The organism is Shewanella sp. Isolate13 (assembly GCF_022398325.1).
GTDB lineage: Bacteria > Pseudomonadota > Gammaproteobacteria > Enterobacterales > Shewanellaceae > Shewanella.
Window position 1 is genome coordinate 23,330 of sequence record NZ_JAKEVD010000026.1, and the last position, 18,167, is coordinate 41,496.

Sequence of the window (18,167 nt, forward strand, 5' to 3'; positions counted from 1 at the left end):
CATAGAGTATTAAATATAGAGTAATATTTTTGACTTATGAGAAGGTAGTTGCAGTTGTTGTGCCAATGTTGGCTTTGCTTGTGTTTTTTATCCGTTTTTTGTGGAAAGTGTGTCGCTCGCGTCTCTGTTTGCGTCATCTTGTAGCAGCTTGGTAAATTCAGGCTCGGTTACCGCTTTACTAAATATGTAGCCTTGGATCTCTTCACATTTTAATGCGCGCAATATACTAAGCTGAGATGCTTCCTCAACTCCTTCGCCAACAACAGAAAGCCCCATGTTATGGGCGATTGTAATAATAGAGTCGACCATTTTTAGATCGCGATCCGACTTGTCTATATCGTCAACAAAGGCTTTATCAATCTTGAGTGTATGAATAGGGAAGCGCTTTAAATAAGAGAGTGAAGAGTAGCCAGTCCCAAAATCATCTAGTGCTAGGCTAACGCCCATCTGCGTCAGTTGCTGCATGACTTTAATGGCTTTTTCCGGCTCTTTAATCACAGTGCCTTCGGTGATCTCAAGCTCTAAGTTATCTGCAGGTAGCTGAGTGAGTTGTAAAATTGACTCTATACGCTGATGTAAATCAGGTAAGGCAAACTGTTTCGACGATAAATTGACGGCAACCCTGCCATTGAACAACCCTTGCGTGCGCCACTTTTGCGCAGCAAAGCATGCTTTTTTCAATACCACATCACCAATCTCGACAATGAGGCCATTCTCTTCTGCCAGAGGAATAAACTTATTTGGCGGAATAAGACCGTGTTCTGGATGGTTTAAACGAACTAAGGCCTCCATACCCGCCATTTGCCCTGATTTTAAGTCCACCTTAGGCTGATAATAGACCTCAAACAGGTCATCTTTAAGGCCTTCGCGGATCAAATTTTCCACTTCTAACTGGCGGATGGCGTTTTTGTTAAGGGATTCTGAGTAGAATTGATAGCGGTTACCACCTGCGGATTTAGCGTGATACATGGCAATATCGGCCTTTCTTAATAGAGCCTGCTCATTCTGATCATCTTCTGGATATAACACGATACCGATACTTAAGCCCACCACCACTTTCTCATTCGTGAGTTCAAATGGTGTCTCAAAGGCATGAATGACATTCTTAGCAATAACGGCGCTGGTACCAATATCGGGGTTTTTATCGACTAGAATTGCAAATTCATCGCCACCTAAACGATAGATACTGGTGTGGTTAGGCACTGCAACCTGAATGCGGTCAGCAACCTGAACTAGTAGCTCATCACCTACCTGATGACCAAGTGAGTCGTTGATTTTTTTAAAGTTATCTAAGTCCAATACCATTAAGGTATGATGAGAGTCTCGCTTAACTAAGTTACCGAGTGTCACCATTAAGTTAGAGCGGTTAGGTAAGTTGGTCAGCAGATCATTGTTAGTGAGCTTTCTGAGCTCCTCCTCTTGCTGTTTACGGCGGCTTACATCAGAGAAAACCCCCACATAATGTGACAGTTCGCCTTGCTCATCGTAAATTGCATCGATTGAGAGCTCCATCAGGAAGCTAGTGCCGTTACCGCGCGCCGACTCGATTTCATTACTCCATCGCCCTTGCTGTTTGAGTATTGCGCGGATCTGTTCTGAATAGCTATCTGGATAAAGATCGAAGTTAAATAGACTACCAATGAACGCGTCTTTACTTAGCATGGCTAGATCACAGCAGGCTTCGTTAACCTCTACAAACTTAAAGTCTCTATCGAGAATAAACATGCCTTCAGAAATATTTTGAATGGCTCTTTCAAATAACCTTAACTGCTCTTCGGCTTGTTTAAAGTTACTAATATTCTTAATGGTTCCCGTCATACGAACGGCGTTATCATGCTCATCACGCTCGACAATTTTTGCTCTGTCTAAGATCCAAATCCACTCATTTGCCTTACCCTTAACACGATAGGTGGCTTCAAAATGGTCAGTTTCGCCATAAAAATGCTTATTCAGAGCCTCACGAACGCGTTCCTGATCCATCGGGTGAATATTACTCTCTTCTCCCTCGCCACCGGAACGCTGGCCATCTTGGGGAAACTCTAGCGACCCCCAGATATTTGAGCGGTAGATTTGACCTGTTTCAATATCCCAGTCCCACATCTCATCGCCGCTGCCCCATAGAGAAAGTTTTAGCCGTTCTTCGCTCTTAGCAATCTGCTTCTGAATTTCCCTTCGGCGCAGTATAGTTTTAATCACTAATACTGAGATGAATAGCGAGAATAGAAGGTAAACCAGCTTTGCTGTACTCGATAGCCACCAAGGAGGAGTGATCTCTATGTCGAGGTTTCGCGTTGGCCCTTGCTTACCCGTGACTGGGTCTATGGCATAAATTGAAAATCGATACTCACCGGGTGATAAGTTGGTGTATGTGGCTGAGTCGGTTCCTTTAGAATGAATATAGGTATCAGATAGACCTTGCATTTGGTATGCATAGTTAATCTTTTTAAATGAGCTTCCTGGACTGCTAAAGGATAGTGTGAATGGATAGTCAGAATATTTAAGTTTTATGTTGTTTGTTTCAGATAGCTGATTCTTTAAAATTGAACCGCTAGGTAATTCCGCTATGTTGAAAATTGAAAGCCCATTTAGCACTGTAACAGGGGGCGTACTGTTTTTTAGATATGCGATAAGGCTATCAGTTTGTATCCAACTAATCCCAGATATACCACCGATGTATAAGGATTTACCTTTTATTAGAATTGATTGAAGGTTGTATTCTTTCTGCGCACCAATCTCATTGGTTAGGACTGATATTGATTTTTGGGGAATGTTATAGGTGATTATTTCATTAATCGATGACGCATATAGATATTTGCCTATTATTGCTAAGGAAAAAATTGGTTTGCTGTTAGAGTAAATTGTGTTAATTTCTTTTGTGGTCGTATTATATGATTTTATACTAGTCCCTGTGCCAAATATTAATTTATTTTTTGTTTTGATTAGACTAGTAACGAATTCATCTTTGTAAATGTGCTCAACATTATTCTTTTTGTAATGAAACAAACCTCCTTGAGTGGAAATATATAATCCATTTTCATACTCATAGATATCAAAAATAGGATTGTTTTTATCAATAAGCACTTTGCTTTCAGTTTTAGTCTGAGGGGTGTAGGTTAGTATGTAACCATCAGATGAGCCGGCAATAAATGATTTGTTGTTAGTTGTAGACTTTATAAGGAAAAATGAACCTTCGTAAACTTTAAGTGATTTTCCAGTGTTTATATTTAAAGCATGAATTCCATCATTGCTAGCAGTATATATTACATCGTCAATAATTGTTGATGTTTTGATGCCAGTAACACCTGTTTCAAATTCTTTTATAAGATTAAAGTTAGAGTCATAAAGCTTGAGCTTACTATCTTCTGTGGAAACTAAAATTCGATTGTTGTCATTAGATATCGACCATACGTTCCCGATATTTTTTGCGGCGCTTTGGATTAAGTTGTTGTTGTCATCAATTATTATAAATCCTTTGTTTTGATTGGCTATAAAAGTTTTTTCACTCCCCCTGAATATATTTATTTTTGAAAAGTTAAGATCTTTGCTTTCTATAGCTATTGCACCTATAAATAAAGGTTCCGTTGGTCTTAAAGTATTATATATTCCATTCAGGTTAAGGGCAAAGCTATCACTTCCAGATGACACACTAAGAAATGAGTGTTCACTTATTTTTCTAGTGGCACTTTTGTTCGTTTCGAAAACTCCATCAATACTAAATATAATTAGATTGTTGTTGATGACTTTTATCGATGTTGAATTGTTAATTTGTAATAAACTGTTTTTATTTACATTCCTTACTTCGCCTGCATAGTTTCTAATGTATACGTCATCTTCAAATAGTAGCGCTTGTTTTACGCCATTAAAGTCACCACTATAAGATTTTTTTAGAGTAAGAGTTGGCTGTTGTGATTTTTCTTGTGTTATATAAACAGAGTCTTCTGTTCCAATAATAATATTCTCTTTGCTTTGGGAGATAGACCAAATAGCTTGCTCATGGATAAAGGTTTCACTATTTAGCGCGATGACCCTGTCTGTCAGTCGATCATAAACAGCTAAACCTTTGTCTGTTCCTATATACATATTGCCGCTATCGCTGATAAACAGGCTGCGAATGAATGCGCTGGGCAGGTCATTTTCTGGAGAAGGGAAGTAGTGGCGAAACTCTTTTCCGTCGTAGCGATTTAGTCCGTTTACGGTACCTATCCAGATATAGCCATCCGCGTCTTCAACAATCGAGGTGACATTACTTTGTGATAAACCATCAGAAACGCCCAAAGAGACGGAGTTTAACGTTAAAGCAAGAGCAGAATTTACCCATAAAATGGTAAAGAGTAGGGTAGTCGCTAATTTTATAAGAATTTTAGGCATATTTTTTAGTTTGATAATTAGCCAATATTGTCAGGCAACTCATTGTTATTCACACTTTTTCAGAAAGTGATGACATTGTCAAAAGCCTTGACAGTAATTGTAGCTGATAATCATTATTATCTTATGTTTATCCATGCCAATTAAGCTTTTTAAAACGCCCTGTATGGTTCATTGTTTCAGTAGTCAGGGGGTGCACTAGTTTAAAAGGCTGTGTTGGGGCTTTTTTCTTCTACAATAGAGAGAAAATGACTTTTACTCATGGATATCTCTATTTTGTTACTGTAACGGGCGAATTCACTTGTACCAAAAGAGCATTAGAAGTTAGCTGAGCTAATAGTCGAATTGTTCTGCATCTTGTTTGAAAGCACGCAGATCGGTGATCATCTTGTCTGACTCTAAAGGCACTTGGTCTTGATGAGATTCACCTGTACTGAATAACACCAGACGATCACAATGCTTAGTACGCATTTTTTGCATAATGAACTTAATAAGATCGGCTCGGGTAAGTAATTTAATTTGCTCTGCGACCAATTCTTTTTGGTTAAATTGGTAGTCTTTATTACCTATGCTTGACCAGTAACGCTGGCCTCTGGTTTTTAGGCTCGAATCTTTTACCATGATCTGGTTAATGAGTCCGTGCTTTGTTGACTCCCACTGTTGATTCGTAAGCTGTAAGATTGCGTAGGCGAAATCAGCAATAAATTCATCAATCGCTTCGAGTAATAATTGTGGGCCAGAGGTCGGAGATTGAATATAAAAAATAATACCAGGATAGCGGTTTAACGGTAGGTATCCCGTACCGACCATATAGCCGAGTTGGCGCTGAGTGCGCAGCTCGTGAAAGAAGGTCGATGACATAGTGTGGTTAAGTAGGCTGAGTAATGCCATGGTTTCAGGGCTTGTGACATCGGATTGATAATACACGATGATGCTACTATCTGGGTGAGATACAGAGAGCTCCCGCAGCAAGGTTCCTTTGCCCGATAGGTCAATTAGTTCTCGAGATGATTCTTGGCTTGGCTTGGTTACTAAGGATAAAATGCCTTCTAGCCGTCTACCCAGCGCTTTAGCTTCACCCTCTAACCAATCTCCATAAACTAGCCCTTCAAGGTGGATTTTCTCATAAAAACTTTTTACATGAGCATGCAGATCATCGAGAGTGATCTCTTCGAGTAACTCGGCCATTCTTGATGGTTCAAAGCTGCGTTTTTGCAAGGTAACCGTTAGGCTGGTAAATAGCTGGGAGATAGGCTTAGCCTGAGATTGATTGTACCAAGCGCGCAATATTTGGCGTTTTATCAGATCGAAGCGAGCTTGGGTGAAATTACGCTCTCTCGCTTTAGCGATAACCAGCTCAAGTAATGCTTCCTGCTTGCCCGTAAAGCCAGTTAAATGAAGCGTGATCCCGCCTTGGTGCGGGTAAATGTTATAACTTAGTCCTGCTACTTCCGCTTGATAGGTATGTTCGGTTAGATAATCGAGCAGCATCTCTACATATAAACGGGTTAATGCTGCATGTCTTGGTGAGGCCGCAGCCTGAGCCGAGTCCAGAGATAGATAAAGATGACCCTTTGGGACATTAAATTCATCGTCTTTTCTATGCCAGATCCGATACCCAGGCTTTTGTGCTACTACGACAGGGACCTTCGCGGTACTTTTTTCGGGGCGAGCAACACACTCATCATTAATAAACGGGTTCTTCTTCGGTAAGCTTAGCTCTTTACGTATAGAAGGCTTTGACCATAGCGCAATACTGTCGGGGTCAATCGTTTTAATTTGATAGGGAGAGTGATACCAAGCGGCTTGTTTATTGGTGTCGAGTTCGCAAGCAACTAGTTGCACGCGCATATTTTGTGGTGTCATCAGCGCGAGTAACTGCTTGGTTTCGTCAACTCTGAGGCCATCCATACGATAATCGCCGTAAATTACATCCTCTATTTGGTAGTGATGCATGTTAATACTTAAGTGGCTAGCTAGGTCCAAAGAGTTGACCTGTTCCTGATACTGGAATGCGACTTTTAGTAGTGCAGCTCTTTCATCGTAGCGCCAAGACTCTAGGCCTTGAAGGCGGATAAGTTCAATGTACTCAAATGTTGCTGCTACTACCGTATCTAACTCGGATAGGCCGCGATCGGTGAGTTGGATGCTAATGTTATAGTCTTTAAAGTTATAACCATTTACCCCGCCTCCAGCAGAGAGGTTATTGGCGAGGCCTAACTCTTTTAAGTAGGAGAGCAAGCTGCCTTTGCCTTCATAACCTAATAAATGGCTAATAAAGGTGAGGGGTTTATGGGCATAATACGACTCAAGAGCTGGGAGCGCGAAGGTAATAGCAACCCGCTTTTGTTCTTTGAGCGGCACAATATTGATTTGAGTTTGTAGTAGCTCTGGTGGGTAGAGTGGTACATCAGGATAGCTTTTACTTAAGGCCTTTCCATCAATTTCATTGAAAAATAGTTTAGCTAATCGTTCTAGCTCATCTAATGATTGCGGTGCAACAAGAGACAATGTCATCACATTGGCACTGTATTTATTGCTATAAAAGCTAAGTAGCTCGTCCCTTAGTTCGCTTTCATCGCCTGCGAGAGTCCTTAGGTTGCCTACTGAAAACTTTGAGAAAGGATGCTCAGGGTTAACAGTCTCCTTCTGTACTTGGTAGACTCGTCGAATATCGTCCTTTAGCTTCATACTAAATTCCGATTCGATGGCTTGTCGTTCTCGGTCAACCAGATCGATATTAAATAGCGGCGCGATAAAAAATTGGCTAAAGCGATCCAATGACGCTTCAAATTGCTCGGCGTTAATACTGTAGAAAAAGTTGGTATGTTCGGTACCAGTCCACGCGTTATTGGTACCGCCGTGTTGATTGATAAAGGCCGAGTACTCACCTGCGTCCGGATACTTTGCGGTACCAAGAAACAGCATATGCTCCAGAAAATGAGCCATGCCAGGACGGGAAACGGGATCGTCAAAATGCCCGACAGCTACTGCCATAGATGCTGCGGCTTGACTCGCTTCTCTATCTTCAACCAGCAGTACCGATAGGCCATTTTCAAGGGTGGTATGGCGGTATAATCGGTGGTCGTTTGGGCTGGTTTTTATCTGAGTAGCTTTCGGCAAAGAGAAACTCCAATTCTACGAATGAACAAGCGGGTTAGCTCGGCAAAATTTATACGCTGAAGCGGCATAATCTGTAAAGCTAACTAATTGAGTAAAAAGATAGTTAACCTTTATGGTTTAACTTGCCATCATTTTTACTTATCTTCAAATACAACCTTTGCCATCAGTCAAATTAACGACAGTTTGATTAAATTTGTCTCAGGTTTGAGTTAAGGTTCTGAGCTCAGCCGTCCGATGCTTTTATGAGATATTTTAGTCGTTATCGATCTATTCGACTAATTATTAATGAAATAACGGTATGTTGGCGATTAGAATCGGACTACAATTAAAAAATAACAATAAAGAATTGGGAGTAGCCACGCAGTATGCAGCTATTTTTAATGCGTCACGGTGAAGCGGGTTATAATGCCCACTCCGATAGGGAACGTACCCTTACCGATATCGGCCGTCATCACACCGTTTTGATGAGCAACTGGTTAGGGCTTACTATCAAAGAATTCGACTTGGTACTGGTGAGCCCCTACTTAAGAGCTCAGCAAAGCTGGCAAGAAGTCAGTAAGCACTTCCCTGAACCTCATAAGTGGATCACGTTAGACGACTTAGTGCCTTCGGGCGACCCAAGTCGAGTCGCCGATCTCGTGCTCGCGTACGCAGAGCAGTATCAAGCTAACAATGTGTTAGTGATCGCACATATGCCGCTGTTAGGTTACCTAGTGAGTGAATTAGTGCCAGGCATTGAGCCTCCACTGTTCGCGACATCTGGTGTGACCTTGATTGAAAGAGTGAACGAGAGAAATAGCCTGGTTTGGCAACATGCACCACACTCAATTAGTTAGCTTTAATGCAGTAGGTTGTTAGCTTGAGAGTTTTCTAACTTAAATATAATAAAAAAGTGAGTCAGTAATGACTCACTTTTTTACTTTTAGGCCTGTTATTTTCGACTTTTATGGTTTGAGTTGTTTATAACGATAAGCTACAGACATTAGCGGCGATAGGGTTGGTCACCAATGTCGATTAATACTAAAAGCGCTGCATCGCCGCCCCATTCTTTAGTGGCTTGGTGAAAAGCTTTGACATGAGGGTGTTGCGCTAACCACATAGGAATGTTTTGTTTTAATATTCCCGTACCATGCCCATGCATCACGCAGCAGCAATGGCTTTGCTGCTTGATGCAAGCTTGGATTAGTGCAGCGAGTTCGAGCTTTGCCTCTGTTTGACGCATACCGTGCATATCTAGCAATAGATCTGGCACGTAGTCTCCACGACGTAAGCGCTTAACTTCATGGTTATCTATATCATCACGGGCCCACTTCATCGGCCCATTGACAGGCAAAAGAGGCTGGTAGGTGTCGGAGAAATAGCTATCGGCATGCAGCTGTTGCTCTTTCTCTTCAATTATTTTTCGGTCCTTGGGAGCCGCTATGAAATGGCGCTTATTTTGCTGAAAAGGTTTTATGCCTTTGGTCAGTTCTGCAAAAAGGGCCAAATCGTCTTTATCTTTGCTTTTATTCATCACTCTATTTTATTGAATCCGATGCCATATGAATAGAGTTCAGTTACAATGAGTCCGAATTAAAAAGTTGGAGTGAATTTTGGATAAGATTTTTGTTGATGAAGCGGTAACAGAATTACGTACTATTGGCGATATGCTACGTTGGGGTGTCAGTCGTTTTAATGATGCAAATATTTATTATGGTCACGGTACAGATAACGCATGGGACGAAGCGATTGCGTTAGTGTTTCATGCGTTGCATCTGCCAGAAGAAATTGGTCAGCAAGTTATTCACTCTAATTTAACCAGCAGTGAGAAGCATAAAATTGTTGAGCTTATCATTCGCCGAGTAAGAGAGCGCTTGCCTGTACCTTACCTAACCAACAAGGCTAATTTTGCAGGGCTTGAGTTCTATGTGGATGAGCGAGTACTTGTTCCACGTTCACCAATTGCTGAGTTAATTGCTAATCGTTTTAGTCCTTGGCTATATAATAAGCCTGTTAACCGTGTACTGGACCTATGTACTGGTAGTGGTTGTATCGCTATCGCCTGTGCTTATGAATTTGAAGATGCAGAGGTCGATGCGTTAGATATCAGTGTCGATGCGCTAGAAGTTGCACAGATCAACATTGAAACACTCGAGGTGATGGATAGAGTATTCCCGATGGAATCAGATCTATTTTCTGCGATTCCAAAAGGCCCGCATTACGACTTAATTGTGTCTAATCCTCCATATGTGGATGCGGAAGATATCGGCGATATGCCAGAGGAATATCATCATGAGCCAGAGATCGGTTTAGGATCGGGTCGCGACGGCTTAGATCTTACCAAGCGCATTCTTACCAATGCGGCCGATTATCTAACCGAAGATGGCTTGCTCGTGGTTGAAGTCGGCAACTCTATGGTGCATCTAAGTGAGCAATTCCCTGATGTACCATTTACTTGGATTGAGTTCGAAAATGGCGGTGATGGTGTGTTTGTACTAACTCGCGATCAGCTAGTTGAAAATGAATCACTTTTCGCTATCTATAAAGATAGTGAATAATAGACTTTAGCCGCAGGCTTGCCTGCGGCTTATACCAATTAGTACTCCTACATTCAGATTGGTATTAGATGAGGAATTTACCGACAAAGCGCGGGTAAATAAAAATAAATAAAGTAGAGGGCTAAAATCGAATGTCGGGAAACAGTATTGGTCAAAATTTCGTAGTAACAACATTCGGTGAAAGTCACGGTGTTGCCATAGGCTGTATTATCGATGGATGTCCTCCAGGTGTTGAGTTGACTGAAGCGGATATGCAGCACGACCTAGACAGACGTCGTCCAGGTACCTCACGATATACAACTGCTCGTCGTGAGCCTGATGAGGTGCGTATTCTTTCAGGTGTGTTTGAAGGGCAAACCACGGGTACTTCAATCGGCTTGCTGATTGAAAATACCGATCAGCGCAGTAAAGATTACTCCAATATTAAAGATCTGTTCCGCCCAGGACATGCGGACTATACCTATCAACAAAAGTACGGACAGCGCGACTATCGCGGTGGCGGACGTTCATCTGCTCGTGAGACGGCAATGCGCGTTGCAGCTGGAGCTGTCGCTAAAAAATATCTAAAACAAGTTCACGGCGTTGAAATTCATGCTTACCTGTCACAGCTTGGACCTATTGCTGCTGAGACTGTCGATTTTGATCAGATTGAGCAAAATGCCTTTTTCTTCCCTGATGCCTCAAAGCTAGATTCATTAGATGAGTATATGCGTGAGCTTAAAAAGAGTGGAGACTCCATAGGTGCTAAAGTCTCAGTGGTTGCCACAGGCGTACCGGTAGGCCTTGGCGAGCCAGTGTTTGACCGATTGGACGCCGATATCGCTCATGCGCTAATGGGCATCAATGCCGTTAAAGGCGTTGAGATTGGTGATGGTTTCGAAGTCGTTAATCAAAAAGGCTCTGAGCATCGAGATTTGATGTCACCAGAAGGCTTTGCATCAAACCATGCGGGCGGCATTTTAGGTGGGATCTCTTCGGGTCAACCAATCATTGCACATATCGCGATGAAACCGACTTCGAGTATTAGTGTGCCGGGCGAAAGTATGAATGCCCAAGGTGAAGTGGCCGAAGTGGTTACCAAAGGACGTCATGACCCTTGTGTGGGGATCAGAGCGGTCCCAATAGCTGAAGCTATGCTGGCGATTGTGTTGATGGATCACCTGTTACGTCATCGTGCACAAAATATAGATGTGAATAGCAGTACACCTATTATCGGAATGCGTTAATGTTTCAACCCAAAAGCACAGAGCAGCAACTTCGCTGGCTCTGTGCATGTTATTTCTTTTTCTTTTCAATCTTGGGCATCATGGTGCCTTATCTTGGAGTATTTTTTGATAGTCGTGGTTTTGACGCCCAAGAAATAGGCTTCCTACTCGCTATTTTAATGGCCACGCGGATCATTGCGCCTAACCTATGGGCTATTGTCGCCGACAGAACGGGCATGCGTTCTGAGTTGATTAAAATTGGCGCAGGTGCTGCTGCCTTAAGTTATCTGACCTTCTTCTATGATGGTAGTTTAACCTACCTAGCGGTTAGCCTCGCGGTCTATACCTTTTTCTGGAACGCGATATTGGCCCAGCTTGAGGTGATAACCCTCGAAACCTTAGGTGACGATGCCAACCGATACGGTGCCATCCGTAGTTGGGGCAGTATCGGTTATATCGTGCTAGTGGTTGGTGGCGGCTTTGCCATTGATTACTTTGGGCCGCAGATCTTGCCTTATATAGGTATGTCACTGTTTATTGGTATGTTAGTCAGTGCACTACCACTGCCGTCTAACCGCGCCGTTGTCGATAAGACACAAAAGCGTAAGCCTTTTGTCTTCGATAGAGCCCTAATCTGGTTTTTACTCTCGGCAATGCTACTGCAGATGAGTGCAGGGCCTTTTTATGGCTTCTTCGTACTTTACCTGAAACAAGCAGGTTATACAGAAGCGGCGGCGGGGATCTTTGTTGCACTAGGCGTCATGGCAGAAATTGTGATGTTTATGTATGCGCCAAAATTACTGGGCCGTTTTGGGGTAAAGCTATTGCTGGTGGTGAGTATAGGTTTAACCGCAGTGCGTTGGCTATTACTGGCTTACGGTGTTGAAAACATTGTTTTCCTGAGCATAAGCCAGATGTTGCACGCCTTCACCTTTGGCTTAACCCATGCGGCATCGATTCAGTTTATTCATAAGCATTTTGATGTAAGCCGACGCAGTCAGGGTCAGGCTCTTTATGCCAGTTTAAGCTTTGGTGTGGGCGGTGCATTAGGGACTTGGTTATGCGGCATTATCTGGGGTGACGGTTCTGGTGCCGTGTCAACCTGGATCTTTGCGGCTGCTTGCGCGTTTGTATCTATGCTAGCCGTGTTATTTATTCCGAAACCCGAGGTGCACAGCGCTTAACGGGTATTAACCTACAACGTAAAAATGGAGTCATCATTGTGGGGAAGTTTCGTCTAGGTCTAATCATTAATCCACTCGCAGGCCTTGGAGGCAGTGTCGCTTTGAAGGGCAGCGACGGCGTGGCAGCAGAGGCCATAGCCAAAGGTGCAGAGCCAAAAGCACACCTAAGAATGCAACAGGCTCTAGCAGTGATTGAACCCTATAAGGCGCGTATCGAGGTGATTACGGCTTCGGGCGATATGGGCGAAACGATTGCGAAGCAGATGGGCTTTAGCACTCGCGTTGTCTATCAAGCACCACAACAGACTCAAGCGCAAGACACTCAACGAGTTGTTAGCGAACTGCTAAATGAGACATTAGATCTGCTGTTATTTGCGGGAGGGGATGGTACCGCCCGCGATGTGTACGCCATCGCCGATGATAAGCTGCCAGTTTTAGGCGTTCCTGCTGGGGTGAAAATTCACTCTGGAGTTTATGGTATAACGCCACACGCTTCAGGCATGGTAGTCAAAATGTTGCTCGATGGTGATTTAGTCAGCTTGATGAGCGCAGACGTGATGGATATCGATGAAGCTGCATTTCGAACAGGTGTGGTACGTGCTAAACGCTTTGGTGAAATGCAAGTGCCGGCCGAGCCGCGATATGTACAAGCGGTGAAGATGGGCGGTAAAGAGAGTGATGAGCTGGTACTTGCCGATATCGCCGCTGAAGCGATTGAACAGATGGAAGATAATCTGTGCATCATGGGCTCGGGCAGCACTGTTGCTGCTGTTATGAGTGAGCTAGGGCTTGAAAACACCTTGCTAGGGGTGGACCTTATCCAAGATCAGGCTCTCGTGGCGAGCGACCTTTCGGCCAATGAGTTATTACAGCTCACTGAAAATAATGCATTAAAGCTGTTTATCACTTTAATTGGTGGTCAAGGGCACGTTTTAGGTAGAGGCAATCAGCAGCTAAGCCCTGAACTTGTAAGGCGTGTAGGTAAAGATAATATTGTTATACTAGCGACAAAAACAAAGCTAAAAGCACTTGATGGTAGGCCATTAATTGTGGATAGTGGCGACCCTGAATTAGATAAAGCGCTTACGGGTTACTACAAGGTGATTACTGGCTATCACGATTACGTGATGTACCAAGTCGCGAATCCGGATTTAGCATAATAACACTTGTCACCGAGTGCGTAGTCAATCTGCGCTTAGTGATGTCAATTTACGATATTAAAAGATGTTTGAAGTGACTGGCTCTAATGGCTATTGAACAGCACTTCAATCGATGATAATGCGGAGCCCTCGATGATTGAGAAGTACGAGCAAACACTACAAGACTGGATTGAAACCATTGTTGCCGAAGGTGATGATGATGCGTTATTTGCAAGTGGTTATTTACAAGGCCATGTGGCCGTTGTGCTTTCACAGCTTGAAGTTGAGAGTGAGCAGGGCCTAAGCGCCTTAGAAGCTAAAATGACCGAGTGTTTGGCATTAGCAAGAGAAGAACTAAGTGATACAGATTACGCATTGGTTAACGATGCGTGGACACAATTGAGTGAGAAGCTAGCCGCTTAATGCTTGGCATTGAGCGCAATAGATAGGGTGATGAGAGTTTAAGCTTTTATGAGTAAGATTAGTTTCGCTGCTATAGGCCTTGTGAATCCAAAGAGCCCAACGAATGTCGGCGGCATTATGCGTGCTGCGGGATGTTACAGCGCCGATGCCGTATTTTATACCGGTAAACGTTATGAGCTGGCAGCGAGTAATGGAACGGCGCAATACAATACCGATACCAAGCGTGCCAGTAGCTCAATTCCACTGAGTAAAGTGGAATCTTTGCTTGAGGCTATAGAGCCGGATGTGAAAGTGGTCTGTGTCGATCTGGTCGAAGGCGCTATCCCGCTACCAGAATTTGAGCATCCAGAGAAAGCAATCTACATCTTTGGGCCAGAAGATGGCACCATCAGTCAGCAGGTGATTAATAATGCTGATGCCGTAGTTTATGTGCCAACGGTTGGTTGTATGAATCTTGCCGCTTCTGTAAATGTCTTGCTTTATGACAGGCTCGCCAAGTCGGCCTCTATCGCCAGTGACGAGCTTATTCGCAGCAGTCGAGATACAAATAACCGCGTCAGAGTCAAACGCTGACCCCTGGTTAATGTCTTAAAAGCCACGATTGAGTGGCTTTTCTATTTCCCGCCTTTATCATCAAGTTTGGCGAGCCAAGCGTGAAATACAGAGGGGAGTAGCCTCCTAGTCGCTAACTCTCTTCGCCTACTTCTAACGCTTTTCCCTTTAGTAGCTTTCGCATCCACATACGATTGGGGTTGAGTAGCGCCACAAAGTCACGACTGATAGGCATTAGCTCGCCGCAAATTTGTGCCGCTAGCGCCTCGGCAGCCAGTGGCCCAGAGCTTAATCCACGTGAGCCGAGACCGCCTAGGACATATAGCCCTTGGTGAATCGGCGCATTATGCTTTTGCCAATAGACTCGACTCTCAGGTGTTAACTGATGGTTTTGATACAAGCTCATTATTGAGTCGAGATCAGGAGCGGGTCCCATCATGGGGGCGTGATCGCGGGTTACCATACGTACGCCAACACGGGCGCTATGGCCGGAAACATCGATCTCCTCTACCCAATCTTGACCCACATAGCTGTGTTGAATCTTGTGTAAGTTCTCGATTTGTTCACTCGGGCTGTAATGGGTGTCTACTGCGTTTTTAACATAGCTTGCGCCTAGACAATGTAATGCACTGTTGCTCGGAGTCATATAACCGTGGGCGCAGAGTACTGTGCTAAGTTTCGACAGCTTAACTCTAGAGGGAACATGGCTGACCTGACCTCTAAAGCCCGTAGCCTGCAAGTATTGGGTCTGCGAAAATTGTGTGATCGATTTTCCGTTAGCCACAATAAGCGCCTTAAAGGGGCCAAACTGCTCTTTGTGGCTATCGAGATACCAGTTGCCATTTTTGTAGTGAATGTCGGTGATTTCGGTGTTGAGCTTAAGTGATGCACCAGCAACCGTCATAGCCTGATTAAATGCCGCTCGGGTGAAGTCTTGTGGTGATACCCAACCACCTTGCGGGTAGAAAATGCCGTCATCATCGATTTTAACCCCCGCAATTTTAGAGGCCTGCTCGGCGTTAATCGCTTGGGCGATACCGGGCTCCCAGACGTGACCATTGATAATCTTAGCCACTCGCTTGCGACTGCGTTCATCATGCCCTGTATGTACCACGCCGCACAGATCAAAATCTATTTTATGCCCTTGGGCGGCTAGTGATTTCAATCTTTGTAGGCTAAATAGATAAGCCTGCTGAAAATATTGACTTAATGTGTTGTTATCTGGAGTGAGCAGGGGATAGATAGCTCCCTGTTTGTTGCCCGAGGCGGCTTGGGCTAAGGCTGAGTCCTCACAGAAAAGGCTGACTTGTTGCTGTCGTTCGGCCAGTGACAGTGCTAAGCATGCGCTGGCAACCCCCCCGCCAATAATGGCAATACCTTGATTTACTTCTTCAGTAAATGGAGCGGGGCAAACGGGGTAAGGCGCTTGTAATTCTTGGCTCTGAGCGCGCATAGCGGCTCTTTCTTGGAAACAGATATCATCGTAGCGAAGTGACTTATGACTCGGTTCATCATCTTCGGCATAATAGCGATAAAGCCCCACGTGTTCGGCCTGTATATAAAGCTGTTGCTGGAGTTCTGAAGTCAATTCATCAGCAAGGCTCAACTGCGCATCATTTTTACTTAGTTTTGCTAATTGCCAAAACAGTGTTGGTGTTAACTGATTTTGGTCTGCATCGTTAGCTATGTGCCAGTTATCGATAACCCCCTTGCTAACCATAGGCACAGCTTGCAGTTGCGTGAGGTATTGCCCAAGATAAAAGTCGATAGTGAGTCGACCATTATTAACTATGACTCGTTGACAGCCTGTTATCGCTGTTAAAGAAACGCTTTCTTTAGGACAAAGTAATTTCGCCAGCACTTTATCAGCAAGAAGGGCGCGTGAGTCATCATTGATATCGGCAAAAACTTTTAGCGTAATCCGCTTATCTTTGTGCTGCGAGAGGAGAGTAATACGCTGTTGAAGTGTGGCAATAGAGCCTAAACCTAGCTGACCAATGACCCAATTCTGAGAGGTTTTGGCATCGATGACCTGCTTAAGAGTTTTACTTACTGTCATGGTTACGTCTTTAATGTTAAATTAAGCGCTTGCAAATATGCTTTATAATCCGCGGTAGTTGCCCTGAATTGTACATTTTTATGGGCAAATTTTGGAAAAGATTATACGTAAGGTCTCATAATGGGCATTATTTTTGTGTTCCTTATGGAAAGCTGACCACTTAAATGGATGAAAAGCGATACCATTGGTGCAGCAAAATTGGTACTAGATGTACAAAATGGAAAGTTAATAATGAAAAGAGTCGTGATCACTGGACTTGGTGTCGTATCAAGTATCGGTAACAACAAGCAAGAAGTCACCGAATCATTAAAAGCGGGTCGCAGTGGTATTACCCACTCAGATCAGTTTGAAGAAATGAAGCTGCGTAGTCATGTTTGGGGCGACATTAAGATTGACCCATCAGAATATATTGACCGTAAAGCGCTTCGCTTTATGGGGAATGCAGCAGCCTACGCACACATCGCAATGCAAGAAGCGATTAAAGATGCGGATTTAACTGAAGAGCAGTATTCAGACCCACGTGTCGGTATTATCGTAGGCACGGGCGGCGCATCTTCAGCTAACCAGGTTCAAGCAGCTGACACATTACGTGAAAAAGGCGTGAAGCGCGTTGGTCCATACATTGTGCCACGCATCATGTCGAGCACTGCTAGCGCGTGTTTGGCAACGCCATTTAAGATTAAAGGCATGAACTATTCGATCAGTTCTGCTTGTGCAACCAGTGCACACTGTATCGGCCACGCGGTTGAGCTTATCCAAATGGGTAAGCAAGATATGGTGTTTGCCGGTGGTTCAGAAGAGGTGGATTGGACGCTAACCATGGGCTTCGATGCTATGGGTGCACTATCGACTAAGTACAACGATGAGCCAACAAAAGCGTCTCGTACTTATGATGCAGACCGTGATGGTTTTGTTATCTCTGGCGGCGGCGGGATCGTGGTTGTCGAAGAGTTAGAGCACGCGTTGGCACGTGGCGCAAAAATCTACGCTGAAGTGATCGGTTATGGCGCGTCATCAGATGGCTATGACATGGTTGCTCCATCGGGTGAAGGTGCGGTGCGTTGTATGCAGATGGCACTTGCGGATGTCGATACGCCTATCGATTACATCAACACGCATGGTACATCTACACCTGTAGGTGATATGCGCGAGCTTGAAGCACTGCGTGAGACCTTTGGTGATAACTTGCCAGCTATCGCATCGACTAAGTCTCTGACTGGTCACGCCTTAGGCGCAGCGGGTGCCCATGAAGCGATTTACAGCTTAATCATGATGGAAAGCGGCTTCATCGCTCCAAGCATCAACATCGATAATCTCGATGAAAAAGCTGCAGGCATGCCGATTGTGACCGAAATGACCGAGAAAGAGCTTAACACTGTGATGAGCAATAGCTTCGGATTTGGCGGTACAAACGCAACTTTGGTTATGCGTAAGTACAAGTAACTGGTACTTAGCCACAAACTAAATTAAAAAAGGAAGCCTTAATCGGCTTCCTTTTTTTATATCTTGTTTTGTCGTGACTCCAATTAGCCTCAATACCTTCTATAGTTAGTCCATAGTTAACAAAATAGGAGAGGGCT

General features: G+C 43.9%; 12 protein-coding genes. 8 read left to right on the forward strand and 4 right to left on the reverse strand.

Annotated features, from left to right (window positions below; translation table 11 throughout):
- Positions 1–87: 87 nt before the first annotated feature.
- Both L1D44_RS15605 and L1D44_RS15610 read right to left on the reverse strand, forming a co-directional pair.
- Positions 88–4,368, reverse strand: coding sequence for an EAL domain-containing protein (locus tag L1D44_RS15605; protein ID WP_239892087.1), 4,281 nt, complete (start codon positions 4,366–4,368; stop codon positions 88–90).
- A gap of 330 nt (positions 4,369–4,698) precedes the next feature.
- Positions 4,699–7,488 carry an insulinase family protein gene (locus L1D44_RS15610; protein ID WP_239892089.1) on the reverse strand — a complete coding sequence of 930 codons (2,790 nt, stop codon included), beginning with the start codon at positions 7,486–7,488 and terminating at the stop codon, positions 4,699–4,701.
- A gap of 365 nt (positions 7,489–7,853) precedes the next feature.
- Here L1D44_RS15610 and sixA point away from each other — a divergent pair, with 365 nt between their 5' ends.
- Positions 7,854–8,324 carry a phosphohistidine phosphatase SixA gene (gene sixA / locus L1D44_RS15615; protein WP_239892091.1) on the forward strand — a complete coding sequence of 157 codons (471 nt, stop codon included), beginning with the start codon at positions 7,854–7,856 and terminating at the stop codon, positions 8,322–8,324.
- Positions 8,325–8,470: 146 nt separating this feature from the next.
- Here sixA and smrB read toward each other — a convergent pair whose 3' ends face one another.
- Complete coding sequence (smrB, locus tag L1D44_RS15620; protein ID WP_239892093.1) at positions 8,471–9,001, reverse strand: endonuclease SmrB; 531 nt, start codon at positions 8,999–9,001, stop codon at positions 8,471–8,473.
- Positions 9,002–9,080: 79 nt separating this feature from the next.
- Here smrB and prmB point away from each other — a divergent pair, with 79 nt between their 5' ends.
- The 6 genes from prmB to L1D44_RS15650 all read left to right on the forward strand — a co-directional run bounded on the left by prmB (position 9,081) and on the right by L1D44_RS15650 (position 14,549).
- Positions 9,081–10,025 carry a 50S ribosomal protein L3 N(5)-glutamine methyltransferase gene (gene prmB, locus L1D44_RS15625; protein WP_239892095.1) on the forward strand — a complete coding sequence of 315 codons (945 nt, stop codon included), beginning with the start codon at positions 9,081–9,083 and terminating at the stop codon, positions 10,023–10,025.
- A 131-nt stretch (positions 10,026–10,156) separates the two neighbouring features.
- Entirely contained in the window at positions 10,157–11,251 is a 1,095-nt protein-coding gene (gene aroC / locus L1D44_RS15630; RefSeq protein ID WP_239892097.1) for a chorismate synthase, read from the forward strand.
- Positions 11,251–12,414: an MFS transporter gene (locus L1D44_RS15635; RefSeq protein WP_239892099.1), complete on the forward strand. Its 1,164-nt coding sequence runs from the start codon at positions 11,251–11,253 to the stop codon at positions 12,412–12,414. The genes aroC and L1D44_RS15635 overlap by 1 nt, the downstream gene beginning before the upstream one ends.
- A 38-nt stretch (positions 12,415–12,452) precedes the next feature.
- The gene (locus L1D44_RS15640) at positions 12,453–13,574 is read left to right on the forward strand and encodes an ATP-NAD kinase family protein (RefSeq protein WP_239892101.1); all 1,122 of its coding nucleotides are present in this window, start codon (positions 12,453–12,455) and stop codon (positions 13,572–13,574) included.
- Positions 13,575–13,706: 132 nt separating this feature from the next.
- Entirely contained in the window at positions 13,707–13,976 is a 270-nt protein-coding gene (locus L1D44_RS15645; protein WP_220770058.1) for a YfcL family protein, read from the forward strand.
- Positions 13,977–14,024: 48 nt separating this feature from the next.
- Positions 14,025–14,549: an RNA methyltransferase gene (locus tag L1D44_RS15650; protein WP_239892103.1), complete on the forward strand. Its 525-nt coding sequence runs from the start codon at positions 14,025–14,027 to the stop codon at positions 14,547–14,549.
- 112 nt (positions 14,550–14,661) lie between these two features.
- Here L1D44_RS15650 and mnmC read toward each other — a convergent pair whose 3' ends face one another.
- Positions 14,662–16,587 (reverse strand): FAD-dependent 5-carboxymethylaminomethyl-2-thiouridine(34) oxidoreductase MnmC, encoded by a 1,926-nt coding sequence (gene mnmC, locus L1D44_RS15655; RefSeq protein ID WP_239892105.1) that lies wholly within the window; start codon positions 16,585–16,587, stop codon positions 14,662–14,664.
- Between the two features lie 231 nt (positions 16,588–16,818).
- Here mnmC and fabB point away from each other — a divergent pair, with 231 nt between their 5' ends.
- Positions 16,819–18,030 (forward strand): beta-ketoacyl-ACP synthase I, encoded by a 1,212-nt coding sequence (gene fabB, locus L1D44_RS15660; protein WP_239892107.1) that lies wholly within the window; start codon positions 16,819–16,821, stop codon positions 18,028–18,030.
- Positions 18,031–18,167: the final 137 nt, after the last annotated feature.

Excerpts from the sequence above, each read along its gene's own strand:
- L1D44_RS15605 (WP_239892087.1), bottom strand. The coding sequence starts at position 4,368 with ATGCCTAAAATTCTTATAAAATTAGCGACTACCCTACTCTTTACCATT.
- sixA (WP_239892091.1), top strand. The coding sequence starts at position 7,854 with ATGCAGCTATTTTTAATGCGTCACGGTGAAGCGGGTTATAATGCCCAC.
- smrB (WP_239892093.1), bottom strand. The coding sequence starts at position 9,001 with ATGAATAAAAGCAAAGATAAAGACGATTTGGCCCTTTTTGCAGAACTG.
- aroC (WP_239892097.1), top strand. The coding sequence starts at position 10,157 with ATGTCGGGAAACAGTATTGGTCAAAATTTCGTAGTAACAACATTCGGT.
- L1D44_RS15635 (WP_239892099.1), top strand. The coding sequence starts at position 11,251 with ATGTTTCAACCCAAAAGCACAGAGCAGCAACTTCGCTGGCTCTGTGCA.
- L1D44_RS15645 (WP_220770058.1), top strand. The coding sequence starts at position 13,707 with ATGATTGAGAAGTACGAGCAAACACTACAAGACTGGATTGAAACCATT.
- L1D44_RS15650 (WP_239892103.1), top strand. The coding sequence starts at position 14,025 with ATGAGTAAGATTAGTTTCGCTGCTATAGGCCTTGTGAATCCAAAGAGC.
- mnmC (WP_239892105.1), bottom strand. The coding sequence starts at position 16,587 with ATGACAGTAAGTAAAACTCTTAAGCAGGTCATCGATGCCAAAACCTCT.
- fabB (WP_239892107.1), top strand. The coding sequence starts at position 16,819 with ATGAAAAGAGTCGTGATCACTGGACTTGGTGTCGTATCAAGTATCGGT.